Origin of the sequence: Stenotrophomonas sp. Iso1 (assembly GCF_027497995.1) — a bacterium.
Lineage (GTDB): Bacteria > Pseudomonadota > Gammaproteobacteria > Xanthomonadales > Xanthomonadaceae > Stenotrophomonas.
On sequence record NZ_JAODBT010000005.1, the window covers coordinates 135,470 to 160,060 of the forward strand.

General features: G+C 63.6%; 25 protein-coding genes and 2 tRNA genes. 13 read left to right on the plus strand and 14 right to left on the minus strand.

Annotated elements, in window-relative coordinates; genetic code table 11:
- Positions 1-195 precede the first annotated feature (195 nt).
- Both rplM and rpsI read left to right on the plus strand, forming a co-directional pair.
- Positions 196-624, plus strand: coding sequence for a 50S ribosomal protein L13 (gene rplM / locus PAN08_RS17365; RefSeq protein WP_062170141.1), 429 nt, complete (start codon positions 196-198; stop codon positions 622-624).
- Between the two features lie 2 nt (positions 625-626).
- Entirely contained in the window at positions 627-1,019 is a 393-nt protein-coding gene (gene rpsI / locus PAN08_RS17370) for a 30S ribosomal protein S9 (RefSeq protein WP_057631526.1), read from the plus strand.
- Between the two features lie 504 nt (positions 1,020-1,523).
- Here the strand turns inward: rpsI and PAN08_RS17375 are convergent.
- Both PAN08_RS17375 and PAN08_RS17380 read right to left on the minus strand, forming a co-directional pair.
- Positions 1,524-1,598, minus strand: a tRNA-Gln gene (locus tag PAN08_RS17375).
- Positions 1,599-1,652: 54 nt separating this feature from the next.
- A tRNA-Met gene (locus tag PAN08_RS17380) sits at positions 1,653-1,729 on the minus strand.
- A gap of 119 nt (positions 1,730-1,848) precedes the next feature.
- On the opposite strand from PAN08_RS17380, the gene PAN08_RS17385 reads away from it, so the two are divergent.
- From PAN08_RS17385 to bfr, 3 genes are all read left to right on the plus strand, one after another.
- Positions 1,849-2,448, plus strand: coding sequence for an RNA pyrophosphohydrolase (locus PAN08_RS17385; protein WP_152982481.1), 600 nt, complete (start codon positions 1,849-1,851; stop codon positions 2,446-2,448).
- Between the two features lie 87 nt (positions 2,449-2,535).
- Positions 2,536-2,736 (plus strand): (2Fe-2S)-binding protein, encoded by a 201-nt coding sequence (locus PAN08_RS17390; RefSeq protein WP_057631586.1) that lies wholly within the window; start codon positions 2,536-2,538, stop codon positions 2,734-2,736.
- 117 nt (positions 2,737-2,853) lie between these two features.
- A complete protein-coding gene (bfr, locus tag PAN08_RS17395) occupies positions 2,854-3,324 on the plus strand; it encodes a bacterioferritin (protein WP_269792774.1) in 471 nt (156 codons plus the stop codon).
- Between the two features lie 189 nt (positions 3,325-3,513).
- Here bfr and PAN08_RS17400 read toward each other — a convergent pair whose 3' ends face one another.
- Genes PAN08_RS17400 through PAN08_RS17410 form a run of 3 tightly spaced genes read right to left on the minus strand, consistent with a single transcriptional unit; the run spans position 3,514 to position 8,318 of the window.
- Positions 3,514-5,823: an ATP-binding protein gene (locus PAN08_RS17400; RefSeq protein WP_269792775.1), complete on the minus strand. Its 2,310-nt coding sequence runs from the start codon at positions 5,821-5,823 to the stop codon at positions 3,514-3,516.
- A gap of 1 nt (position 5,824) precedes the next feature.
- Positions 5,825-7,645 carry an EAL domain-containing response regulator gene (locus tag PAN08_RS17405; RefSeq protein WP_269792776.1) on the minus strand — a complete coding sequence of 607 codons (1,821 nt, stop codon included), beginning with the start codon at positions 7,643-7,645 and terminating at the stop codon, positions 5,825-5,827.
- Positions 7,646-7,676: 31 nt separating this feature from the next.
- Entirely contained in the window at positions 7,677-8,318 is a 642-nt protein-coding gene (locus PAN08_RS17410) for a DUF4126 domain-containing protein (RefSeq protein WP_269792777.1), read from the minus strand.
- A gap of 173 nt (positions 8,319-8,491) precedes the next feature.
- Here PAN08_RS17410 and PAN08_RS17415 point away from each other — a divergent pair, with 173 nt between their 5' ends.
- From PAN08_RS17415 to ampE, 6 genes are all read left to right on the plus strand, one after another.
- Positions 8,492-9,232 (plus strand): DUF6776 family protein, encoded by a 741-nt coding sequence (locus PAN08_RS17415; RefSeq protein ID WP_332840115.1) that lies wholly within the window; start codon positions 8,492-8,494, stop codon positions 9,230-9,232.
- Positions 9,233-9,234: 2 nt separating this feature from the next.
- Positions 9,235-9,672, plus strand: coding sequence for a polymer-forming cytoskeletal protein (locus tag PAN08_RS17420; protein WP_269792779.1), 438 nt, complete (start codon positions 9,235-9,237; stop codon positions 9,670-9,672).
- A 31-nt stretch (positions 9,673-9,703) separates the two neighbouring features.
- The gene (gene erpA, locus PAN08_RS17425) at positions 9,704-10,090 is read left to right on the plus strand and encodes an iron-sulfur cluster insertion protein ErpA (protein WP_269792780.1); all 387 of its coding nucleotides are present in this window, start codon (positions 9,704-9,706) and stop codon (positions 10,088-10,090) included.
- A gap of 25 nt (positions 10,091-10,115) precedes the next feature.
- On the plus strand, positions 10,116-10,448 hold the full coding sequence (locus PAN08_RS17430) for a hypothetical protein (protein ID WP_269792781.1): 333 nt from the start codon (positions 10,116-10,118) through the stop codon (positions 10,446-10,448).
- Between the two features lie 79 nt (positions 10,449-10,527).
- A complete protein-coding gene (gene nudC, locus PAN08_RS17435) occupies positions 10,528-11,436 on the plus strand; it encodes an NAD(+) diphosphatase (protein WP_269792782.1) in 909 nt (302 codons plus the stop codon).
- 70 nt (positions 11,437-11,506) lie between these two features.
- Complete coding sequence (ampE, locus tag PAN08_RS17440) at positions 11,507-12,394, plus strand: regulatory signaling modulator protein AmpE (protein ID WP_269792783.1); 888 nt, start codon at positions 11,507-11,509, stop codon at positions 12,392-12,394.
- 143 nt (positions 12,395-12,537) lie between these two features.
- On the opposite strand, the gene PAN08_RS17445 is transcribed toward ampE, so the two are convergent.
- The 5 genes from PAN08_RS17445 to PAN08_RS17465 all read right to left on the minus strand — a co-directional run bounded on the left by PAN08_RS17445 (position 12,538) and on the right by PAN08_RS17465 (position 16,576).
- Positions 12,538-12,918, minus strand: coding sequence for a DUF2752 domain-containing protein (locus PAN08_RS17445; RefSeq protein WP_269792784.1), 381 nt, complete (start codon positions 12,916-12,918; stop codon positions 12,538-12,540).
- Between the two features lie 40 nt (positions 12,919-12,958).
- Positions 12,959-13,267 carry a CD225/dispanin family protein gene (locus PAN08_RS17450; protein WP_269792785.1) on the minus strand — a complete coding sequence of 103 codons (309 nt, stop codon included), beginning with the start codon at positions 13,265-13,267 and terminating at the stop codon, positions 12,959-12,961.
- A gap of 28 nt (positions 13,268-13,295) precedes the next feature.
- On the minus strand, positions 13,296-13,643 hold the full coding sequence (locus PAN08_RS17455) for a hypothetical protein (protein ID WP_269792786.1): 348 nt from the start codon (positions 13,641-13,643) through the stop codon (positions 13,296-13,298).
- A 96-nt stretch (positions 13,644-13,739) separates the two neighbouring features.
- Positions 13,740-15,662: an MFS transporter gene (locus PAN08_RS17460; protein ID WP_269792787.1), complete on the minus strand. Its 1,923-nt coding sequence runs from the start codon at positions 15,660-15,662 to the stop codon at positions 13,740-13,742.
- A 41-nt stretch (positions 15,663-15,703) separates the two neighbouring features.
- A complete protein-coding gene (locus PAN08_RS17465; protein WP_269792788.1) occupies positions 15,704-16,576 on the minus strand; it encodes a LysR family transcriptional regulator in 873 nt (290 codons plus the stop codon).
- A 98-nt stretch (positions 16,577-16,674) separates the two neighbouring features.
- Here PAN08_RS17465 and PAN08_RS17470 point away from each other — a divergent pair, with 98 nt between their 5' ends.
- A complete protein-coding gene (locus tag PAN08_RS17470) occupies positions 16,675-17,871 on the plus strand; it encodes an MFS transporter (protein ID WP_269792789.1) in 1,197 nt (398 codons plus the stop codon).
- A gap of 155 nt (positions 17,872-18,026) precedes the next feature.
- Here PAN08_RS17470 and yccS read toward each other — a convergent pair whose 3' ends face one another.
- Positions 18,027-20,219, minus strand: coding sequence for a YccS family putative transporter (gene yccS / locus PAN08_RS17475; RefSeq protein ID WP_269792790.1), 2,193 nt, complete (start codon positions 20,217-20,219; stop codon positions 18,027-18,029).
- Between the two features lie 88 nt (positions 20,220-20,307).
- Positions 20,308-21,231, minus strand: a complete 924-nt coding sequence (locus PAN08_RS17480; protein WP_269792791.1) for a LysR family transcriptional regulator — start codon at positions 21,229-21,231, stop codon at positions 20,308-20,310.
- Positions 21,232-21,313: 82 nt separating this feature from the next.
- Between PAN08_RS17480 and PAN08_RS17485 the strand changes: the two genes are divergently transcribed.
- Entirely contained in the window at positions 21,314-22,309 is a 996-nt protein-coding gene (locus PAN08_RS17485) for an aldo/keto reductase (RefSeq protein ID WP_269792836.1), read from the plus strand.
- Between the two features lie 367 nt (positions 22,310-22,676).
- Here the strand turns inward: PAN08_RS17485 and purD are convergent, their stop codons facing one another.
- Together purD and PAN08_RS17495 are read right to left on the minus strand one after the other, a co-directional pair.
- Positions 22,677-23,963 (minus strand): phosphoribosylamine--glycine ligase, encoded by a 1,287-nt coding sequence (purD, locus tag PAN08_RS17490; RefSeq protein ID WP_269792792.1) that lies wholly within the window; start codon positions 23,961-23,963, stop codon positions 22,677-22,679.
- A gap of 22 nt (positions 23,964-23,985) precedes the next feature.
- Complete coding sequence (locus PAN08_RS17495) at positions 23,986-24,396, minus strand: hypothetical protein (protein ID WP_269792793.1); 411 nt, start codon at positions 24,394-24,396, stop codon at positions 23,986-23,988.
- Positions 24,397-24,591: the final 195 nt, after the last annotated feature.

Sequence of the window (24,591 nt, forward strand, 5' to 3'; positions counted from 1 at the left end):
AGCAGCAGGAGTGGGGTGTCTGGATTCTCGCCGCTGGCCCCCGGCCTGCCAAGGCCGCTCATTCACGAAGGGTAGGGCTGGTTGCGTCGGAACCATTGGTCAAGTACAATTCCGCGCTTCTGTTTCACCTTCACAACGCGTGGCAGAGTTCCGGCAGCCCACCGCCGCAATGAGCCCGACCTACTAGAGTTCTTTATGAGCACTTTCACTGCAAAGAACGAGACCGTCCAGCGCGACTGGTACCTCGTTGACGCCGCCGGCAAGACGCTGGGCCGTCTCTCCACCGAGCTGGCTCGCCGCCTGCGTGGCAAGCACAAGCCGGTCTACACCCCGCATGTTGACACCGGTGATTACCTGGTCGTCATCAATGCCGACAAGATCACTGTTACCGGCAAGAAGCTGAAGGACAAGAAGTACCATCGCTTCACCGGCTACATCGGCAACCTGAAGACTGAGACTCTGGAGCAGGCGCTTGAGCGTCACCCGGAGCGCGTGATCGAGATCGCCGTCAAGGGCATGCTGCCGAAGGGCCCGCTGGGCCGTCAGATGTACCGCAAGCTCAAGGTCTACGCTGGCACTGAGCATCCGCACGCCGCACAGCAGCCGCAGGTTCTGGATATCTAATCATGGCTATCACTCAAAACTACGGCACTGGCCGCCGCAAGTCCTCCACCGCTCGCGTGTTCCTGCGCAAGGGCGCCGGCAACATCACCGTCAATGGCCGTCCGCTGGACGAGTTCTTTGGCCGTGAGACCGCACGCATGATCGTGCGTCAGCCGCTGGAGCTGACCAAGAACACCGAAACCTTCGACATCCTGGTCACCGCCGCTGGCGGCGGTACCACCGGTCAGGCCGGTGCGATCCGTCTGGGTATTGCTCGTGCGCTGGTTGAATACGACGAAACCCTGAAGTCCGAGCTGCGCAAGGCTGGCTTCATGACCCGTGACGCCCGTGAAGTCGAGCGTAAGAAGGTCGGCCTGCACAAGGCACGTCGCGCCACCCAGTTCTCCAAGCGCTGATCCATCGCGCCTGGCGTGGGATTCTTCGGAATCCCGCTGGGAGGAAAGCAAAAGCCCGGCTTCGGCCGGGCTTTTGTCGTTTCTGGATGTTGGGATGTGGTGGTGAATGAGTTGTCGGCGGGTGTATGACGCCTTGTCTCATTTCATATCCATATCTCCAGCATTGACTGCGGGCTTGTCTGGCTTCGGATGCCGGGATTCGTCACTGCTGTGTGGGTGGGTTCTCGGCTGGCGAAGGCCGTGCCTTCCGCCGCTGCGATTGCGTGGTGCTTAGAATCGTCATTCCCGTGTGGTCGGGAGCTGCTCTGGGCTTTTGCTTTTGCCTCTGCTGAGGGTCGAAAAGCTGAGGGCTCGGGGGCGATTCCCTAGCGGCAAGGGCGAGGGCAAAAGGTGGAGTGGCCCCCGCTGCTGTGCAGTCGGGAAATGCCTCGCTTTGAATCTGCTGAGGCATTCAGAATCAGGCAAAAGAAAAGGCCCGATCTTTCGATCAGGCCTTTCTATGTTTGGCTGCCCCGGATGGATTCGAACCACCGAATGCCTGAGTCAGAGTCAGGTGCCTTACCGCTTGGCGACGGGGCAAAGTAGGCGATTATTATCGCATTTCCCTGAGTGGATGCCAATGTTTGGCAACCGTGGTGGCTATGGGTGGACTCGAACCACCGACCCCAGCATTATGAGTGCTGTGCTCTAACCGGCTGAGCTACATAGCCTCAGGGAGCCGGCAATTCTGGGGATTTGAAGAAGAACTGTCAATAGTTTTTTCTTTGCTTGTGGCCCGGGCAAGGCCATGGCAGAGTCCCTGACAGTAGAAATTTTAGGAGTCCGCATCGTGATCGATCCGGACGGCTATCGACCGAACGTCGGCATTGTGCTGATGCGGGAGGATGGGCAGGTGTTCTGGGCACGACGTGTGCGCCGGGATGGCTGGCAGTTCCCGCAGGGTGGTATGAACACTGACGAGACGCCTGTCGAGGCCATGTACCGCGAGCTGCAGGAAGAAACCGGCCTGCTGCCTGAACATGTCGAAGTGCTGGGGGCTACCCCTGGCTGGCTTCGCTATCGGCTGCCCAGTAGGGCGATCCGTCGCAATGAGCGACAGGTCTGCATCGGTCAGAAGCAGGTCTGGTTCCTGCTGCGTCTGACTGGCGACGAAGCCCATGTGCGCTTGGATCTAACCGAGACGCCAGAGTTCGATAGCTGGCGTTGGGTGGATTTCTGGTACCCGGTTGAGCATGTAGTGATGTTCAAACGCGGGGTTTACGCACGCGCATTGAGGCATCTGGCACCGCTCGCGCGCGGGATTGCCAGCGCGGATGTGCAATCGATGCCGGCGGCCGCGCAGGAAGCCTGGCTGCCGGGCAACACGGCCGGACATGACCGGCCACGCAAGCTGCAGCGGCGGCAAGGTGGTTGGCGAAAGCAGAGTTAATAATGATTAACGCTCGAAATTGACAACCATTCGCATTTGCGTTTGAATGCCCTGCAGCCAACTCGGCTGCTTGAAGAGCACCGCACCGTGTACGTCTGTATCTGCAATGGGGTAACCGATCACCAGATCCGTGAAGCCGCGCTTGCTGGTTGTGACAGCGTGGCTGAGCTGACCATGCGTACTGGCTGCGGCTCCAACTGCGGGTCCTGTCTGGACATGGCTGCCGGCTTGCTGGACCAGGCGCGCGCCACACGCGAGTTGCCGCTGCCCTTGTTGCGGGCCGCCTGAACCTGCCATGCCGCGCCCGCCGGCTGCGGCGGCTAGTAATGATCACGATTCGCGTTCCTTCATGGCACCCCGGCAAGGGGTAAAGTGCGCGCAGTTACAACTGCGGGAGCTAACGCAATGAAAGGCGACGCCAAGGTCATCGAATTCCTCAATAAGGTCCTCTACAACGAGTTGACCGCCATCAACCAGTACTTCCTGCACGCCAAGATGCTGAAGAACTGGGGGCTGAAGGAATTGGCCGAGCACGAGTACAAGGAATCGATCGACGAGATGAAGCACGCCGACGTGCTTTCCGATCGCATCCTGTTCCTTGAAGGTCTGCCGAATTTCCAGGCGCTGGGCAAGCTGCGTATCGGCGAAAACCCCACCGAAATCCTCAAGTGCGATCTGGCGCTGGAGACCGAAGGAGTGACGGTGCTGCGCGATGCGGTGGCTTATGCCGAGTCGATTGGTGATTACATCAGCCGCGAGCTGTTCGTGAAGATCCTCGATTCGGAGGAAGAGCATATCGACTGGCTGGAAACCCAGCTGGATCTGATCGAGCGTATCGGCGAGCCGAATTATCTGCTCACCAAGCTCGACGACTGACCAACAACAAGGCGACGCTGCTGACGAAGCATGTCCAGCAGCGGGCGCTGAAATCTGGAAGTAGCTACCGCAGGAACCGCCGTCCATACGGCGGTTCCTGTTGCGTTTATGGGCGTCGCGATGTGATCTGCGTCGGCCCGGTTGGCACCGGGATCCGTCGCGCGTTGGCCATGCAGCCGGTGTTGGTCGTCAGCCTTGCGGGAGCTGTTCGCCACGCATGTCGGCTTGATAGCCGAGCAGTACCGGGCGCGCGCGGGAGAACTCGGCGATTACCTGGGCGACCATGCTTGCGGGCTGCTCCAGCGTGCCGGTGCGAACGGCATGTTCCAGCTGCCTTGCTGCTTCGGACAAGGCCAGCACGCCGACATTGGCGCTGGATGACTTGAGGCTGTGCGCCACTTCGCCCAGACGACGCGTGTCGCTGTTGGCGATCGCCACCTGTAGTTGCTGCAGCAGGATGGGTGTCTCGTCGAGGAACAGTTTGATGATCGTGTGCGTGTCGTCGCCAGCGATCTCCACCAGTTCGTCCAGCACCGCGCGTTCAAGCGTCGGGGCAGTGATGGCAGCAGGTGCTGCCGGAGCGCCGCTGGCAGCGCGTGCGTGGTCAAGGGGAGTGCTCATGGTGGCTACCGTGGGGCTGACGGGGGGCGCAGGCTTGAAGGCTTGCAGGCAGGCCTGCAGTTGGCTGCGGGAAATGGGTTTGGAAAGGTACTCGTCCATGCCGCTGTCCAGGCAGCGCTGGCGGTCGCCAGCCATGGCATTGGCGGTCATGGCAATGATCGGCAGACGCGGCGTGCCGCTATCGGCTTCGTACTGGCGCCAGCGCTGGGTGGCGGCATAGCCGTCGAGTACCGGCATCTGACAATCCATCAGCACCGCGTCGTAGCGTCGCTTGTGCATTTTTTCCAACGCGATGGCGCCGTTCTCTGCGCGCTCGGTGCGGCAGCCGATGGCTTCGAGCAGCTTCTGCGCGACGAGCAGGTTGATCGGGTTGTCTTCCACCACCAGTACCGACATGCCGGTCAGATCAGTGTCGCCGGGTGTGTCGATGACAGTGGGAGCATGGGCAGCTTCAGCCGCCGCCGATGATGCATGTACCGGTGAAGGCCCGATGGAGGCGGTCAATGCATTACGTAGTTCGCTGTCCGGCAACTGGCGCGGCAGCAACGTGGCGTTCTCGCGCAACAGGTCGGGGACGGAAGCGTCGCCGTACAGCCACAGCATGCGCGGCATGTCGGTGTCCATGCGGTTGATGGCGCGCTGCAGTGCCGCGGCGCCGTGACGCAGCGAGACAAGGTCGCCGATGACCGCGTGCCAGCCACCCGACAATGCCGGATTGCGCAGGCGTTCCAGTGCTTCCTGCAGGTTGTTGGCGACGCGCGGTTGGTAGCCCCAGGTGGGCAGTACCAGCTCCAGGCGTTGCCGCAGGCGCGGTTCGGGGGCGACCAACAGCACCTGCCGGGCGTTACGCAGGTGCTCCGGGCGGTGCAGGTCGCCAATGACCTTCAGCAGTGGAATCTCGAACCAGAACGTTGAGCCGCGCCCTGGATGCGACTGCACACCAATGGTGCCGCGCATCAGCTCGATGATGCGTTTGCAGATGGCCAGGCCAAGCCCGGTGCCGCCGTACAAACGGGTGGTGGAGGCATCAGCCTGGGTGAAGGACTCGAATACCCGCTCGCCCTGGCTGTCATCCAGGCCGATGCCGGTGTCACGCACCTCAAAGCGCAGATGATGTTGCGCCGGAGTTTCGCCCAGCCGCTTGACCCGCACCTGGATGCTGCCGCGCTCGGTGAACTTGATGGCGTTGACCAACAGGTTGCCCAGCACCTGACGCAGGCGTACCGGGTCGCCACGCACCGACAGACGCACGGACGGGTCGATATGCAGCGAAATGCGCAGGCCCTTGTGCTCGGCGGTGCGTTGCATCAGCTGCAACATGCCATCCAGCGTCTCGCGCAGATTGAAGGTGGTGACTTCCAGCTCCAGCCGATTGGCTTCCAGCTTGGAGTAATCAAGGATGTCATCAACGATACGGAACAGCTGGCGTGAGCTTTCAGTGGCCGTGGACAGCATGTTGCGCTGTTCCATCTCCAGCGGCCCCTGTGCGACCAGTTCCAGCATTGGCAGGATGCCGTTGAGCGGCGTGCGGATTTCGTGGCTCATGGTGGCCAGAAACTCGCCCTTGGCCAAGGTGGCTGCTTCGGCGATTTGTTTGGCCTGCAACAGTTGCTGTTCCAGCTTGCTGTGACCGACTTCGGCCTGACGCAACTGTTTGCATTGCAGTTGCAGCTCTTCACTGTGCAGCTGCAATGCGTGACGACGACGACGCTCGCCATTGGCGCGCCACGCAGCCAGCAATGCAGCCAGGACGCTGACCGAACCCGCAACCGTGCCGGCGATGGCCGGCAGCGGTGGCAGGAAAGGCACCGCAACCGCCATCGCGGCGCACACCGCTGCTACCAGCGCCCAGTTTCGCGTCCCCCCCGAGACGCTCACTTCAGAGCACCGCGTTCTGGAAGTCGAAATTCAGCTCGTTGCCCGCGCGCTGTACAACATTGCCCTGGATGAAATCCACGCCGCCCATCCACATCGCCGCAGCGGCCTGCGGATCTTCGATCTGCTGGCCGATGATCTGCAGGTTGGCGCGGTGTGCGTGGTCGATGGAATTGCGCAGCTCGTCGCGTAGCGTCTGGCTGGTATGGCTGCCGGCATAGCGTGCGGCCATGCGGATGAAGCTCAGCGGCAACTGGGTGAGCAGGGCATTGGCCTCGTCGCCGGGCTCAAACTGGCTCAGGCAGAACTGCACACCGGCCGGCATCAACTGCGCGCAGAACTGCTGCAGGCTCACCGCATGCACCAGCGCATCGGACAGGCGCACATCGATCACCAAGCCATTGCCGGCTACCTGACGCTCCTGCAGTGCTTTGAGCAGCCATTCCGCATACGCACTGCGCGAAAGCGTGCGCAGCGACTGCGATACGAACAAACGCAGCGGTGGTTGTGCGAATTGATAAAGGTGCAGCAGACCCAGTGCGTGTTCGACAACCTGTTGATCAAGGTCGGCGATGCGGCCGGCCGCTTCTGCGGCCGGAATCACCTGCCCGGCAGAAAGCAGCGTGCCGTCACTTTGACGCAGCCGCAGCAGTACCTGGTACTGCGCGGTATCGCCACCGGCAACGGCGACGATGGGCTGATATGCCAGCTCAAGTTGACCGTCCAGCAGCGCCAGATGTTCGTCGTTGAGCGTGGCTTCTTCGGGTGTGTAAGCGGCGACGCCGTTGTTGCTCAGACGTGCCTGCAGCGCAGTGCGTTCCACGGCTTCCAAAGCGTTGTCCGCGTCGCTGAAACTGCCCGGCAGCGGCGCATGGCCGACGGCGCAGCGAAGGAAAACGGATTCATCGTCGCGCGCTGCGAACGGCTGGGCCGACAGGCGCTCGCGGATGCGCTGGGCCAGCGGCTCGACCGCATCGGGTGCGATGCCCCGAGCCAGCAGCAGGAAACTGTTGTCGTTGAGGCGCGCCAACAGATGTGGCTCCAGGTTGTCGGCCAGACGCTGCCCTGCCTGCACCATCAACCGCTCGAAACTGGCATAGCCGTAACGTTCGCGCAGGCCCAGGGCGCTGGCGATCTCGATGAACATCAAACCGCCGGGTTGCTGATCGGTAAGCGTTGCCTGCAGCTGCCGCATCACGTTGTGACGCGTGGGTAGCCCGGTTTCCGGGTTGTTCAACATCGGGCCGTTGTCGATCTTGCCTTGCGCCTGCAGCCGGTTGCGGCGGATGCGGTTGGCAACGGCGGCGACCAGATGGCGTGGCCGGATGGGTTTCACCAGCACGTCGTCGGCGCCGCAATCGAGCACTTCAAACTGCCGGTCCGGATCGGCCTCGCCGGTGAGGAACACGATGGGCAGCAGTTGCTGGTGCGGCTGCTGGCGGATCATTGCGGTCAAGCGCATGCCATCCAGGCCGGGCATGTGCAGATCCATCAGGATCAGATCCGGGCGGTGTGCGCTGATGGCCTGCTGCACGCCTTCGGCCTCCATCTGCACAAAAGCCTGCATGCCAGCGCCGTGCAGCACACTCTGTGCGAACAGCGCCTGCGAGCGGTTGTCTTCGACGATCAACACGCGGTACGGCGTGTCGTCGGCAATGGACGGTGCGGTATCGGTTGCAGCGCCCGTGCCGGCGGTCTTGAGCTGGGCCTGCACGACTTCGGCTGGCGGCGCATTGCGCACGCTCCAGCGCTGCCAATAGTCGGCAGGCGGTGTTTCCGCGCGGATCGAGCGGGTGCTGGAGATCAGGGTGTCGGTGCTGGCCATCGGTACTCCCGGTAGACCGGGGATTATGCGTTCAAGGAGCGGGTGGGAGCGAATGATCGCCACCGGGCCGTAACGTGGTTGTGGTGGATTCGGGCGCTGCAAAAAGGCGCTTGATGCCACGCCACAACGTGCGCCACACCAGCCAGACCACTACCGCGCCGATGATGCTGGTACCCAATACGAGGATCAGCGCCAGCCATGGGTGGGCCAGTGCCAAGGCCAAGCCACCCACCACCAGCCCGTCTTCGACGATGGACGCCATCCAGTTGCTGGCCGGCTCCGGTGAGGTGTTGAGCAACGCTCGGGTGCCAGCCTTCAGGCCATGGCTCGCCAGGGCGACACCGGCGCCGGCCGCCAACACGCCCGTGCTCAGTTGGCCGTCGGAAGAAAGTGTGGCCGCAGCCAGGAACGCACCGGCCGGCACGCGGGTGAGGGTTTGCAGCAGGTCCCAGATCGAATCCACGCCTGGAATCTTGTCGGCAAAGAATTCGGTGATGGCCAGGACGCCCGAGGTGCCCAGCACCCACCACGATTCGGTGGCCTGCAGCGCGGGTGGCAGGTCGACCCAGCCCATCAGCCCAGCCACGCCCACACCGAATACGGTGAGATAGACGCGGATACCGGCCATCCAGGCCAACAGGATGCCGATGACGAAAACATGGGCTTCTGTCATGGAAGCGGGCTCCGGCGGGAAACTGTGAGCAGGATCGCAACTATCGAGCATGGTTGGCGTGATTGCCAGATGTGATGAGCCCTGAGGCGCGACCGAGCGATGGTCGTTTACACTGGCCCGTCGTTTCAGACGGAGCACAGGCGCGCCCTTGCCGGGCGATGCCGGAGCCTGCCATGGCCCACCGATCGGCTTCACGTTTCCAAATCACGCCACGTGGCACCGGCGGCGCCCGCCCGGGCTGGGTGCCTGTCGCCCTTGTCGCCGGAGCCTGGCTGTTGTCCTTGTTGCTGGTGGGCTGGCTGGCGTCTCGCTATGCCTCCCCGGATGCCGGCGGGCTGCGCGAAAAGCTGCGGCAAAGCGAGCAGCTGGTGGAACAGCAGCGCAGCCAGCTGGAAGAGCAGCGCCAGCGCCAAGCAACGCTGGAAGCCTCGGACAAAATCAGCCGAGCGGCCAACACCGAAGTGCAGGCCTCGCTGGGCGAGCGCGACGAGGAAATCGCCGGGCTGCGAGCCGACGTAGCCTTCTATGAGCGCCTGGTGGGCTCCACCAGCCAGCGCAAGGGGCTGAATACGCATTCGGTGGAGTTTTCACCCGAAGCCGCCGGCACCTGGCACTACAGCGTGGTGCTCACCCAGAATCTGAATCGCGGTGCCATCAGCCAAGGGCAGATGCGCTTTTCGGTCGAGGGCGTGAAGGACGGCAAGCTGACCACGGTCAGCTGGGATCACCTTCACCAGCGCAAATCGGTACCAGGGCAGGAATATTCGTTCCGATATTTCCAACAACTGGACGGTAGCGTGATGCTGCCCCGGGATTTCACACCGCAACGTGTGCGAGTCTCCCTGTCCGGGCCTGGGGGGGGCGCGACACAGACATTTGATTGGAAACTCGCCGGCAACGGCAGAGGGGAGTAGGCATGTTCAAGAGTAAGTCCAAGAGCAGCGGTGAGCTGTCCGTGGATGCCCTGATCGGGTCCCAGGTTGAGATCCGCGGCGACGTGGTGTTCAGCGGTGGCCTGTATGTGGATGGCCGCATCATCGGCAAGGTGGTTGCCGCCGAAGGCAGCGAGGCGATGCTGACGCTGGCCGAGCACGGCTACATCGAGGGCGAAATCCGCGCCGCGGTGGTGGTGCTCAGTGGCCGTATGGATGGTGACGTACACGCGACCGAGCGGGTCGAACTGACCCCGAGTGCCCGGGTCAACGGCAACGTTCACTACCAAGTGGTGGAAATGAACGCCGGTGCGCAGCTCAATGGCCGCCTGGTGCATACCGCCACGATGGCTGCCCTGCCGGCACCGGATGACAAGGCCGCTGACCGAAAATCGAAGAAAGCTGAAGCCGCCGAAGCTTGAAACAGCGTCGGCGCGCCCCCATGCTGAGCGCATGAGCACGCTAGTTTCCCTGCCCGGCGCAAAGCCGGCACCTGATTACCAGTCCCTGGACCGCCCGTTGAACTTCACCGCGGCGGCTGCGGCCAAGGTACATGAGCTGATCCAGGACGAAGGCAACGATGCCCTGGCATTGCGTGTGTACATCCAGGGCGGCGGCTGTTCGGGCTTCCAGTACGGTTTCGAATTCGATGAGAACCGCGACGACGATGATCTGGCGGTGGTCACCAATGAGGTGACCCTGTTGGTGGATCCGTTGAGCCTGCAGTACCTGATGGGGGCTGAGGTGGATTACAGCGAAAGCCTGACCGGCGCGCAGTTCGTGATCCGCAACCCCAATGCCCGCACAACCTGCGGTTGTGGCAGCAGCTTCTCGGTCTGATTCCCGCGTCGTTATCAAGTTCTACATGCAATCCAATCTCGAAGAACAGTTCCACGCCGCCATGCTCGGCATCCATGAGCAGGCCGCACGGCTCAAGCCGCCTTACCGGGCCACGCGATTCCGGCAGCTCGTCCTGAGCAGCGGGGGCAAAGCAGCGGCTGACCAGCTGTTGGCAGCGCCCAATGTGTCCGATGGCTTCACCGAGTTATTCCTGCGTGGGCGTGAGCATCTCAAGCTCAGCGTCGAATACCTGGTGCTGCAGGAGGCGTGGCGGCCGTTGTTCACCGACGAGCAGCTGGCCGTGGCGCGCAGGCGGCTTTGCGACATGGGCGTGGAGCTTCCCGAAGGCGCAGCCTGAGCCACCGCAGCCACTGCGCCATCGAATGGCAGCTTATCCGCGCTTGCGATGGACACGCTTTGGCGGCAGGCTCTGACGGATGTCCAATCCTGATCGTTCCTTTTCTGGATACGCCTTCGCCGGCGCAGCGCTGAACCGCGGTGACGCCCTGCGCGACGACCCCGATGCATTGAGCCGGCTCTGGCCTGAGGCGCACGTCCTGGTACTCGATGCCGACGGCACTGCGTTCGCCGATGCCGAAGGTCAACCTTTCCTTGTAACTGGCCGTGAACTGGGCGGTGGCCCGGGTGCGGCGGTGTTCCTGGGCCTGACGGCCGGTGGCCGCGCCTGGTTCGTGGCCGAGGCAGGCACCCTCACCGCACATGCGCCGAGCCGCATCGATCTGCGCCAGGCGGCAGCCAGTTGGCCAGCGGAAGTGGCCGATGTGTTCTGTTATGCACGTGGCATGTCCTACTGGCATTCGCGCAACCGCTTCTGTGGTGTCTGTGGCGCAGCGGTGCGTTTTGGCCGTGCCGGCTTCATTGGCCATTGCGACCAGTGCGGCACCGAACATTACCCGCGTGTCGATCCTGCCGTCATCGTTGCGGTGGAGAACAACAACCGGCTGCTGCTCGGTCGCCAGAGCAATTGGGTGGCGCGCCGTTACTCGGTGCTGGCCGGCTTCGTGGAGCCGGGCGAAACATTCGAGCAGACCGTGGCCCGTGAAGTGTTCGAGGAGTCCAAGGTGCGGGTGAACGAGGCGCGCTACATGGGCACTCAGCCCTGGCCATTTCCGGGTGCGTTGATGGTGGGCTTCTTTGCCACCGCACAGGACGACACCCCGACGGTGAACGGAGAGCTGGAAGACGCGCGCTGGTTCAGCGTCGAAGAAGTGGGCGCTGCGTTGCGCCGCGACTCCGATGACGACGGGCAGGGCATCCTGCTGCCGCCCCGGATATCCATCGCGCGCACGCTGATCTCGCACTGGTACCAGGGAAAGACAGCGTGACGATGCGAGACGACATGCGTCCCCTTGCACGGCGTTGGCAGGGCCTACAATCGCAGGCCGGAGGAAACGCATGTTCACGACTTTGGTAGCAGTGATCACGGCATTGGTGCTGGGCCATCTGGCCCCGGCGGCGATGGCGTCGCTGCGTGACTGGCGCTGGTACGGCCGTTGGCTGCAATGGTGGCAAGGCCACACCGGAGAGGCCACGGGCAGCCGCTATGGGTTGGTCATGGCCATCGTCTTGTGCGTCTTGGTGGTGGCACTGCTGCAATGGGCATTGGACGAGCGTGTGTATGGCCTGCCGTCGCTGCTGTTCGGCATTGTCGTGCTGACCCTGTGCTGGGGCCCGCGCGACCTGGACCGTGATGTCGAGGCGGTGATCGACGCCGATGATGCGGGTGCTCGTGATGTCGCCATCTCCCACCTGCAGGCAGGCGGCGGCAGCATGCGTGAGGACGCGCCTTCATTGGTTGAGGCGACGGCTACCGACGCGTTGCGACGCTGGTTTGCGCCGTTGTTCTGGTTCCTGCTGCTCGGGCCGCTTGGCGCGGTGCTCTACCGTTTGTTGGCGCAATCGCTGCAGGGTCCGCAATCGGCACGGGTGTCCGACGCCGCGCGGCACGGTGGTGCGACCGCCCTGGCATTGCTGGAATGGCCAGTGGCACAGCTGATGACGCTGTCGATGGCCCTGGTGGGCAATTTCGACACCGTGTTTTCCGCCTGGCGAGGTGCTGGTGGCAACCGTCTGGCGCTGGAGTTGGGTTTCCTGACCCAGGCCGCGCGCGCTAGCGTAGGCGCCGAGCTGGTGGAAGATGCCGATGAGGCACGCCTGACCGGCATGGCGCCGGTGGACGAACGCTACCCCGAGCTGCGCGACGCGATGAGCCTGGTGTGGCGGATGTTGCTGCTGTGGATGGCCCTGCTGGCCCTGTTGGTGATCGCTGGCTGGGTGGGTTGAAGCAGCCGTAGAAACGGCTTGGGCCCGCGATGCTTGTCGTGGCAACAAGCCGCAACCGTGATGATCCCTTGATTACCGATGTCCCCTGCGCTGCATGGCAGGGGCTTGGTGACGTATGCCCGTTCCAGCCAGGAGCGACGCCTTCAGCCTGGCGCGAGCAGGGTGAAGGGGAACCATGGCAAATTGCGGGCGATCCAGTACGTGGGCAACAGCACCAGCCAGAGCTTGGGTTCCATCACCCACCGCATGATCGGCTGCAGCCAACGCGGCTGCCAACCTGCTGACCACAGCGTCATCAGCGGAATCAGCCCCAACACGACCAGGCCCAGCGGATTCATGGACAGTGCGCCGAGCACATCGCCATGAACCAAGGCATGCAATGCGCGGGTGAGCCCGCAACCGATGCAGTAATGGCCGGTGATGGCGTAGAACATGCACGGCGGAAACGGATTGCCGGCGACGTTGGGATCAAACTTCCATAGCAACGCCACGCCGGCCGGGACGGCGACTGCCATCCCGGCCATTGCAAGTTTGTGGTTCGTTTTGAGCGTGAGCGCCAAGGTCTTACTGGTACTGCTGCAGCATTTCCATGTAGCCGGCGCTGCCGACCGTGGCGAAGTAGATGGCGTTGATGATCAGGCCGAGGATAGCCAGGCCGGTTGCCACCCAGCACCAGATCTTGGCGTTGTTGGAAGCGCGGCGGGCGCCGTCGATATCACCCTGTGCCAACAGCGAATTCACCTTGCTGGAGAACACGATGGCGACGATGCCGACCAGGCCCAGCGGGCAGCACAGGCAGGTGGCAAGGACGGTGGCGATGATCGACCACGCCAGGTGGTTGGGAATGCTGCTGGTGGGATTGACGGTGTTCATCCATTTCTCCGGTTGATATGTAAAACGGTCAGCGTGACTTGCAGGCATTTGCCGCAGTGAGCGGCGAAATGATCATGGCGGCCACCCAGCACAGCGGCCAGGTAATCCAGCCGATGAAGACGAAAAGCAGCAGGAAATTGATGAAGGCCAAGGCCCAATAGCCAAACATGAAGATCAGGCCGGTGCCAACATTGCCGGCATACATGTGGCCGATGCCGAAAACCTGGAACAGGCCCGGGATCACTTCCAGCAGGGCGGCGACGCCGCCGGATTTCTCCGGATGGTGATAGTGATGCACCACCTGCGGCGCAGCCGGCGCGTTGAATGCAGGCGGCGACGGTGGTGTGGGTGGTGGCGATGGTGTGGAACTATCCATGTATTCCCCAGAGCTAAGTGGCATGCCGCCCGATCATGGCAGCATGCAATGGGGAATAGCCTAGCTAGTTGTCCTACATCTGGAAAGCGCAAATCCCTACGCTTGGTCCCCGCGCAGCGCACGCACCAGCGTTTCCAGCTGGGTGGCATCGGTGTTGGCGCCATCCACGGCGGGTGCTGCGGCCACGTTGACGTGTGCGCGGAAACGGCGCGGTACCCGCATCCGCCCCAGCCGTGTATCGCGCCGGCTCCACATGCTTGACCACATGCCCTTGAGCGCCATGGGCACCACCGGCACCGGGCGTCGGGCCAGGATGCGCTCCACGCCTGACTTGAAGGCGGCCATCTCACCGTCCTTGGTCAGCGCGCCCTCGGGGAAAATGCAGACCAGCTCGCCCTCGGCCAAAGCCGCGTCCACGTCATCGAAGGCACGCTGCATGAGGGCCGCATTTTCTTTGGGGCTGGCGATGGGGATGGCCTTGGCGGTGGTGAATATCCAGCGCATTACCGGGATGTTGAAGATTTTGTAGTACATGACGAAGCGCACCGGGCGCGGAATCGTCGCTGACAGGATCAGCGCATCCATGTAGCTGACATGGTTGCAGACGATCAGCGCAGCGCCTTCGTCGGGCACATTGGCTTCCACGCCATTGACCCGCAGCCGGTACAACGTGCGCACCATCACCCAGCTGAGGAAGCGCATCAGGAATTCGGGGACGATGCTGAAGATGTAGACCGCGACCAGCACGTTGCCGATGGCCAGGGTCAGGAACAACTGCGGCACGGTCAGGCCCGGCATGGGCAGCGTGTAGCCGAACAGCGACAGCTGCTTGAGCTGCAGCAGCAGGCCCAGCATTGCCGCCAGCACGATGAAGCCGGAGTTCTGGATGTTGAGCGCAGCGAACACGCGCGACATCTCCGACTTGTCGGTGCGGCTCTGGATCAGCGCGAACAACGGCACCACGAAGAAACCGGTGAACAAGCCGATGCCCAGCAGGTCGATGACAATGCGCCAGCTGCCCGGTTGCTGCAGGAAGCTGAAACCATTCAAGCCACTGATTTCCACCGCGCCGGTTCGGGCGAAGTACAGATCCAGCAGGAACGCGCTCATGCCGAATGCGCCCAGCGGTACCAGGCCAATTTCGACAATGCGTCCGGAGAGCTTTTCGCACAGCAGCGAACCCACGCCAGTACCCAGCGAGAACAGCGCCAGCGCGAAGATGTACAGCGTCTCGTCTCCTCCCAGATTGACTACCGCATAGGTGGGCAGCTGCGAAGTCAGCACGGTGCCGAAGAACCAGAACCAGGACACGCCGAGGATGGCGTTGCGCACGGCCTTCTGCTTCTTGGCCATGCGCAGCACTGCCAGCGATTCGCTCAGCGGGTTCCAGTTGATCTTCAGTTCGGGCGCGCCTGCATCCACGCGCGGGATCATGCGTGCGGCGATGTTGCCGGCCAGCGCCAGCGCGATGATGGCCACCGCCGCGACGATGGGCCCATAGCTGCCGGCCAGGGCAAATATCATGCCGCCGGCAATCATGCCGGTGAGGATGGAAATGGACGTGCCCATCTCGACCAGACCGTTGCCACCGGTCAGTTCCTCCGGCTTGAGGATCGACGGCAACACCGAGTACTTCACTGGCCCGAACAACGTGGATTGCAGGCCGGTGCAGAACAATGCGATCAACAGCACCGGCATGTTCTGCGTGAGGAAGCCGATGGCGGCCAGCGACATGATCACGATTTCCATCACGGTGGTGATCACGATCAACCGCTGCTTCTCCAGCTTCTCAGCGATCTGCCCGGCCAGGGCAGAGAACAGGAAGTACGGCAGGATGAACAATGCCGGCGCCAGGTTGGTGTACAGCGTGCGTTCTTCGGTGCTGACGCCCAGGTAGAACAGCAGGCCGATGATCGCCTGGCGATAGATGTTGTCGTTGAACGCGCCCAGCGCCTGGACGATGAAGAACGGGAGGAAGCGCCGTTGCTTGAGCAGCGCGAATTGGTTGTGGCCTGACATCGTGTCTCCTCGGTTCTGCGCGGCACCTTAGCAGACCGCGATCACGCTGCCAGCGGGGGCAGCAGCGCGAGCAGGGCGCGTGCGGCAGGGGTGGGATCGGCCCGCCATACCGCACAGGTCCGGAAGTGAAAGGTCTCGGCCAATGGCCGCACGCTCACGCCTTCCATGCGTTCGGCCATGCTGGCTGGCACTACTGCGACCGCCAAGCCTGCTGCCACCAGTTGCCGCTGGATTTCGCTGTGGGTGACTTCGTACTGCAGCTGTGGGCGGATGCCCCGACCGACCAGGGCGTCATCGACCATGCGGCGCACACCGGCACCGGCTACCAGTGCCGCCAGCGGGATGCCATCGAGCGCTTCCAGCGGAATTTCCTGGCACGCGGTTAGCGCGTGGTCCGGTGGCATCACCAGCGACAGGCCTTCCTCGTGCAGCAACCGGTGCTGCGGCGGCAGCGCCAGTTGCGGGCCGACGCCGATCAGGGCGATGTCCAGCCGGCCTTCGTCCAGGTCGGCCAGCAACACCTCGCTCATGCCCACCCGCAGGTGCACATCAACGGCGGGATGGGCGGTACGGAAGGTCGCCAGCAGGGCCGGCACATCGACCACGTTGAGCGAGGTGATCTGGCCGATGTTGATCCGGCCGCGCACCGTGCCCAGCGCCAGCGCCATCTCCTCCTGCAGGCGGGCGGCGGCCTGCAACGTAAGCCGGGCATTGCGTAGGAATACCTCGCCGGCGGCGGTAGGCCGCACCCGACGAGGTCCGCGCTCGAACAGTCGCGCCCCAAAGGCTTCCTCCAGCCGTGCCATCTGATGGCTCAGCGCCGACTGCACGGTGTGACAGCGGGCAGCGGCGGCCGTGAAGCTGCCCTCTTCGGCCACGGCGACGACGAACTCAAGCTGGCGCAAGGTAAACATGCCATCACTGAAACAGATGGGTTGGATGAAAACAATGCATTTGTGTCATCTCGATGGCGGGAACAGACTGGCCCCCGGTTTCCTGATTCCCCACCTTCATGTCCTCCAAAATCTCCACCGCGAACGTCCTTCCCCAGTCGCGGGTACTGCTGCTGGCTACCGCCACCGGCTTGATCGTGGCCAGCAATTACTACGCCCAACCGTTATTGCAGCTGCTGGCCGGTGTGTTCACGGTGAGTGCCAGCCAGGCGGGTTGGGTGGTCACGGTGGCGCAGTTGGCCTATGCCACTGGTTTGTTGCTGATCGTGCCATTGGGCGACCGGCTGGAGCGGCGTGGGTTGATCGTCGGCCTGTTCGTGCTGGCAGCGGTGGGGCTGGCGATCAGCGCCAGCGCGGGCAATCTCACCCAGCTGCTGATCGGCACCGCCCTGAGTGGGCTGAGTGCGGTGGCGGCACAGGTAATCATTCCGCATGCCGCGACGCTGGCCGCGCCGGAGCAACGCGGACGGGTGGTCGGCACGATCATGGCCGGCCTGTTGCTGGGCATCCTGCTGGCGCGCACCGCCTCGGGCGTGCTGGCCGGAGTCGGCTCGTGGCACACCATCTATTGGGTCGCGTGCGTGGCCTTGTTGCTGTTGGCAGTGTTGCTGGCGAAGTTGCTGCCAGCACATCAGCCGACCGCCACGTTGTCGTATCCGCGTTTGATCGGCTCGGTGCTGGCGCTGCTGCGTGATGAGCCGTTGCTTCGTCAGCGTTCGTTGCTGGGTGGGGTGTTGTTTGCCGGCTTCAGCGTGTTCTGGACGCCGCTGGCATTCCTGCTGTCTGGGCCGGCCTATGGGTATTCCATCGGCACCATTGGGCTGTTCGGCCTGGTGGGCGCGGCCGGCGCATTGGCTGCCAGTCGTGCCGGCCGCCTGAGCGACCGCGGCCATGGTCGCTGGGTGGCCGGTGGCGGTCTGGTGATGCTGCTGGTGTCGTGGTTGGTGCTGGTGTTGGCACCGGTATCGCTGGCGGCGTTGGTTATCGGCGTGTTGCTGCTGGATGTCGCGGTGCAGGCGGTGCACATCAACAACCAGAGCGTGATTTACCAGTTGGATGAAGGCGCACGCAGCCGCATCACCTCGGCCTACATGACCTGCTATTTCATCGGCGGCGCCAGTGGCTCGGCGTTGGGTACTGCCGCATGGACGCAATACGGCTGGAACGGTGTGTGCGCGCTGGGCGGATTGCTGGCGGTGCTGGGATTGGGAGTGTTCTTCATGCCGGTGCGCGGGCCGCGCCGCCAGCGGGCCTGATGCGGCATGGGGCGACCTGGGTCGCGACGCAGATGATGCGTGGTGATTCGGCGCAGATGCGAGTTGCGCCCCCGGTGCATCGGTTGTCTTCAATGTCACGTGTTTCTCTACGCGGCTTGCTCCTGCATGGTGCCGGTGCGGGTGTTGAGAGCGGCTTATGCCGCTCCTGCAGCAGCGTTGGCCGGGATCTGCAATTGGATTGCTTCGGCCGCCGTGCTGCGCAGCTTCGGCATCAGCCGCAGCATCAACGCCAGTTGGGTGCGAACCAGGCGCGCCTTTTCGTCGATGTCATCGGGCAGCTGTTCCAGCGCGTCGGCCAGGGCGATTTCTTCTTCCTGCGGCGGCGCGGTGTCGCGCTTGGCCAAGGCATCGGCCAGTTGCGACAGCGATTGCTGTAGTTGCTGATGGCCAGCGGTGATTACCGGGTCTTCGTCCACCAGCGTCGATTGCGCGCGGTGTGCACCCAGCGCTGACAAATAACCCAGCAAGGTGTTGGACAGCGCCAGAAAGCGGAAGCCACCCTCCAGGTTGCCGCGCGCATAGCCGGGTTCGCGCAGCATGTGGGCCAGTGCGACGGACAGTGCGACGTCAGCGTTGTGCATATCGCGGCGGGCAACGCGGTAGGGCAGGTCGTCGCGCATGCCGCTGCGGTATTGGCCCAGCACCGCGTCCAGGTAGGCGGTACTGGTGGCGACCACCTGTGCCATCACCCGGTGCAGGCGACGGCCCTGCCAGTCGGGCAGGATCAGCAGCGATGCGATAGCGGCAATGGCGCAGCCGATCAGCGTGTCCAGCAGGCGCGGCCAGATCAGCACGAACCCATCGCCCAGCAAGTTGAAGCACACCAGCGCCATCACCGTGATCGCGGCGGTGGCCAGCAGGTAGCGATCGGTGCGGTTGAAGAAGAACACCAGCGCAGCGGCCAGGGCCACCAGCAATTGCAGGTGGGTGCCAGGGAACAACTGCATCAACGCCCACGTTGCGCCCAGGCCCACCAACGTACCGGCGATGCGTTCGACCAGACGCCGCCGGGTGGCGCCAAAGTGCGGGCGACACACGAACAGGATGGTCAGCAGGATCCAGTAGCCATTTTCTGGATGCACCAGCTTGAGCACGACATAGCCAGCGATCAGCGCGAGCGCGATGCGCACGCCGTGGCGGAACAACAAGGAACCCGGTGTCAGTGATTGACGCAGGCGCGTGGCCATCTCGCGCAGCGTGTGCGGCGAAGAATCGCGCAGGCGTGTGTCGATGCCTTCCAACGGCACGTCGGCCAGCGAGGCTTCGGAGAGTTGCCGCTCGATGCTGGACAGGTTGTGCGCCAGCAGCTGCAGCGAGCCGAGCAGGCGCCGCCATTGTGGGCGCTGGTGTTCGCGCAGGTAGCGCAGCGATTCAGTCAGGTCCTGCCCGGCCTGCCGCGCCTGCTCACCATAGGTGAAGGGCTGGCGCAGGCGGATGGCCTGCCCCAATGCTTGGCAGGCTTTGCCTTGCAGCGACAGCAGGCGTCGGCAGCGGTACAGCACGTCGCTGTGGAAAAAAGTGTCGGCCAGTGCTTCATAGGGATAGTGCGAAGAGCTGGCGCGCTCGTGGAAATCCTGGGCCATGTAGTACAGGCGGAAATACAGGCCTGATTGCACACCGGGCCGGCCGGAGCGGCCGAAGCGGCTGAGGATGGCGGTCTTGGCGGTGTTCAGGGTTTCGACCACGCGCACGTTCTGCTCGGCCAGTGCCAGCCGCCGCGCTTCCAGGTTGCCGTGCCGCACCGGCTCGAACAGATCGGCCTTGAGCTGCAGGTAATGGCCCAGCTCGAAGAACAGCCGCGCCAGCCGTTCGCGCACGGGGCGGTTTGCGAACATGGCCGTCCACAGGATCGACAACATGCCGTACCACGCTGCGCCGATCAGCAGGTTGGAGACCTCGTGCCACGCCACGCCGGGTGACTTGAGCTGGTCCATCGCGAGCATGGTGTAGATGGCCAGCGTCACCGTGGCCTGGCCGATGGAAGCGTAGCGCTCGCCCAGCGCACCGAGCAGGGTCAGGCAGAAGGCGGCCAACGCCAGCGCGGTGATGAAGGGCAGTGGATACGCAAACAGCCACACCACCGAGGCAGCCGCCAGGCTGAAGCACAGCAGCGACAGCAGCACGGATTTGGTGCGGCCCCACCAGTTGTCATCTGTCTCGGCGATGGCGCTGGCGATGATGCCCAGGAACAGGCTGGGAATGGCGCCGATGCGGTCGTAGTACCAGCCGTAAGCCATCACGCTGGTCAGCGCGATGAAAACGCGCAATCCATAACTGGCTTTCTCGTGGGCCCAGAGTTGGCCCAGGTGGCGTTCGAGACGGGGCATGCCGATGATGTGGCCTTATGCGGTCAGTAGAGGGCCAGCTTGCGACGCTGTTGTTGCACAGGCAAGCGTGGACGGCGTGGGGGACGCATCAGTTGAATGCCGCAGCATTGGCTGCACGCATGAAATCGATGAACACCCGCAACTTCGGTGCAAGTTGTTCGCGCGAGGGGTAGTACAGATGGAAACCGGCGAACGGCAGCTGCCATTCGTCGAGCACGCGCAGCAGGCGCCCGTCTTCCAACTCCGCACGTGCGCTGTGTGAAAACACCTGCAGCAAGCCCAGTCCGTCGCGTGCGGCGTGCAGTGCGAGCTGGCTGTCGTTGAGCAGCAGGGGGCCATCGACTTCAACGTGGAAGTCGTGGCCATCGCGCGTGAACTCCCAGGGGAAGATGCGTCCGTCGCTGCTGCGGTGGCGCAGGCAGGCATGGTTGACCAGGTCCTCCGGCCGGGCAGGCACACCGCGTTGTTGCAGATAGGCAGGCGCGGCGACCACCGCCAGCCGCAAGGGCGGACCGAGTGGCACCGCGATCATGCCGGCCGCCAGTGATTCCCCCAGGCGGATGCCGGCATCAAATCCTTCGGCCACCACATCGACCATCGCCGACTGGATCGCCAACTCGACCTGCACCTGCGGGTACTGGCGATGGAAGGCCGGCAGAAAGGGCAGCAGCAGGTGCTCGGCGGCAAACCGCGGTGTGGTGATGCGCAGCTGGCCGACGGGTAGGTCGCGGCTTTCTTCCATGGCCTGCAACGCACCGCCGATGCGTTCCAGTGCCGGTAGCATTTCCTGCAACAGGCGCTGGCCGGGCTCGGTCAGGCCGACGCGGCGGGTGGTCCGCTGCAGCAGGCGCGTGCCCAGCCGGCGTTCGAGGTTGCGGATGGTCTGCGACAGCGCCGACGGCGACACCCCCAGCTCGATGGCGGCCTGGCGGAAACTGGCCTGCCGGGCCACGCAGGCAAAGGCGGCCAGCGCAGGCAGCAGGGCGGGATCGATTGTGCGATCTGGCTTCATGGTCAGTCCCAATTATGCGGGTTTATCGGCGTAGTGATGTCGGCCTACAGTGGCGTCCCCCTTCGTTGATGGACGCATGGCAATGCAAACCCGCATGTTGGGCCGTGATGGCCCGGTTGTTTCCGCCCTTGGCCTTGGTTGCATGGGCATGAGTGCGTTCTATGGCGGTCGTGGTGATGACAGTGCCTCGATCGCGGTCATCCACCGCGCGCTGGAGCGCGGTGTCACCTTGCTTGATACCGCTGACATGTATGGCCCGCACACCAATGAAGTATTGGTGGGGCGCGCCATTGCCGATCGTCGTGAGCAGGTGTTCCTAGCGACCAAGTTTGGTATCCAGCTCAATCCGGATGATCCGCAGGCGCGCGGTGTTGATGGCCGCCCGGAGTACGTACAGGCCGCCTGCGAGGCGAGCCTGCAGCGGCTGGGCGTTGATCACATCGACCTGTACTACCAGCACCGCGTGGACCCGCAGGTGCCGATTGAAGACACGGTAGGCGCGATGGCGCGGTTGGTCGAGCAGGGCAAGGTGCGTTACCTGGGTCTGTCCGAAGCGGCGCCGGAGACGATCCGTCGTGCGCATGCGGTACACCCGATCACCGCATTGCAGACCGAGTACTCGTTGTGGTCGCGCGAGCCGGAACACAACGGCTTGCTGGCGACGGTGCGCGAGCTGGGCATCGGCTTCGTGCCGTACTCGCCGCTGGGCCGTGGCTTCCTGACCGGTGCGATTCGCAGCCCGGCGGATTTTGAAGAAGGCGATTACCGCAGCAAGTCACCGCGTTTCCAGGGGGAGAACTTCGCCCGCAACCTGGCATTGGTAGAGCAGGTCAACGCGATTGCCGCGAGCAAGGGGGTGAGCCCGGGGCAGCTGGCATTGGCGTGGGTGCTGGCGCAGGGCGATGATCTGGTGCCCATTCCGGGCACCAAGCGGCTGACGTATCTGGAAGAAAACCTGGGTGCGCTGGACGTGGTGCTGGATGCGGATGATCTGGCGCGGATTGATGCGGTGTTCCCGGTGGATGCGGCGGCCGGTGCGCGGTATCCGGCGGCAAGTATTGGGAGTGTGCATCGCTGAGGGGGGGGAGTGACGGCTGAGAGGTAGGAGCAGAAGCAAAGGCCACCCTCATCCGCCCTCCGGGCACCTTCTCCCGCGTGCGGGAGAAGGGATGGGTCTCAGGCTTCGGCAATCGTGCTAGCACTTCATTTTCTTGCATTCGGCCTGTCAGGCATGAACTGCGCGGCAATGCAGAGGAGCCAAGAAATGGTAGGCGCACTCCCTTCTCCCGCACGCGGGAGAAGGTGCCCGTAGGGCGGATGAGGGCAGCTCTGCGCTTTGTTCCATCTGAATCAAGGTGCTGCGCTTCATCCCCCGCCTGCGAATGGAGGCAACAAAAAAGGGCGGCCTTGAGGCCGCCCTTTTCATCATCCATCACACGAATGACTTACTGCTGCTCACGCGCAATCGCGCGCCAGCCAATATCGTTGCGATGGAACTCGTTGGCCCAGTGAATTTTCGCCACACCGGCATAGGCATGCTGCTGCGCATCGGAGACGCTGTCGCCGAGCGCTGCCACGCACAACACACGGCCGCCGGCACTGATCACATTGCCGTCCGCATCCAGCGCAGTACCGGCATGGAACACCTTGGCGCTGCCCGGCACATCGGCCAGACCGCTGATGACATCACCCACAATTGGCGTTTCCGGATACGGCTTGGCCGCCAGCACCACACCCAGCGACGGGCGCGGATCCCACTGCGCTTCCACGCCAGCCAAGGCGCCATCGATGGCCGCTTCAAGCAGATCCACCAGATCCGACTGCAGGCGCAGCATTACCGGCTGGGTTTCCGGGTCGCCGAAGCGCACGTTGAATTCGATCACCTTCGGCGCGCCTTCCGCGTCGATCATCAGCCCGGCATACAGGAAACCGGTGAACGGTACGCCGTCGGCGATCATGCCGGCCACGGTCGGCTCAACCACGTCGCGCATCACGCGTGCATGCACCTCCGGCGTGACCACCGGGGCGGGCGAGTACGCACCCATGCCACCAGTGTTGGGGCCGGTGTCACCGTCGCCTACGCGCTTGTGGTCCTGGCTGGTGGCCATCGGCAGTGCGATGCGGCCATCCACCATCGAAATGAAGCTGGCTTCTTCGCCGTCGAGGAATTCCTCGATCACCACACGTGCGCCAGCATCGCCAAATGCGTTGCCGCTGAGCATGTCGTGCACCGCAGCTTCGGCTTCTTCCATCGTCATCGCCACGATCACGCCCTTGCCGGCGGCAAGACCATCGGCCTTGATCACGATGGGCGCGCCCTTCTCATGCAGATAGGCCAGCGCCGCATCCACCTCGGTGTGCACGGCGTAGTACGCGGTGGGAATGCCGTGGCGTGCGAGGAAATCCTTGGCGAATGCCTTGCTGCCTTCCAGCTGCGCCGCCGCTGCGGTTGGCCCGAAGATGCGCAGGCCCGCCGCACGGAACGTATCCACCACGCCGGCGACCAGCGGCACTTCCGGCCCGACCACGGTCAGGCCGACTGCTTCGTCCTGCGCCAGTTTCAGCAGCCCGGCGATATCGGTGACCTTGATCGCGACATTGCGGCACTTGCCTTCGGTGGCGGTGCCGGCATTGCCCGGGGCGACGATCACTTCGCTGACCTTCGTGGACTGGGCCAGCTTCCAGGCCAGCGCGTGTTCGCGGCCGCCGGCGCCGATGACGAGGATTTTCATGGGGTCAGTTCCTGTGGAGCGTTCAATGGGAAATGCAATGAGAAGACTTCAGCGTGACTTCGAAGAACACCGCGCCATTGGCATCGACGAAGCGCCGGCGCACATTGCCGCCAGCGGCGTAGACCGGAGCCAGCGACGGCGTCGCGCACAGTTCGGTGATGGCTTCATCTTCGTCGCGACGTAGCGCTTCAAATACCTCGGGCTTGGCCTTGGCCATGTCGACGGTGGCATCGGGGGAGCGGATCACCTGCACCAGGTCATCGCCATGGCGGTGCACCGAATCGATGATCAAACCATCGCGGTACGGCGCAGGCAGTTGCTTGCTCATGGTGGCCACGGCGGTGCGCTGTGCGTCGGCAAGCTTGCCGTTGCCACATCCGGCCAGCAGGGCCGCGCAGCTGCCGACGAACAGGAAAATCAGAGTGTTGCGCATCAGCTGCAGCCCTTTGCGTGAGTGGAAACGGGAATGCGGTAGTGCGTTGTAGCAATCGCGTGGCGTGTCGCCGGCACGTGGTGTGTGTTGCCAAAGCGATGCCACCGTTGCGCGTTGTACGCGCCCTGCGAACATCTCGCTCGCAGGGCCGCAACGATCAGGGGCGATGTTGCCGATTGCCCCTGTCAGCATGGT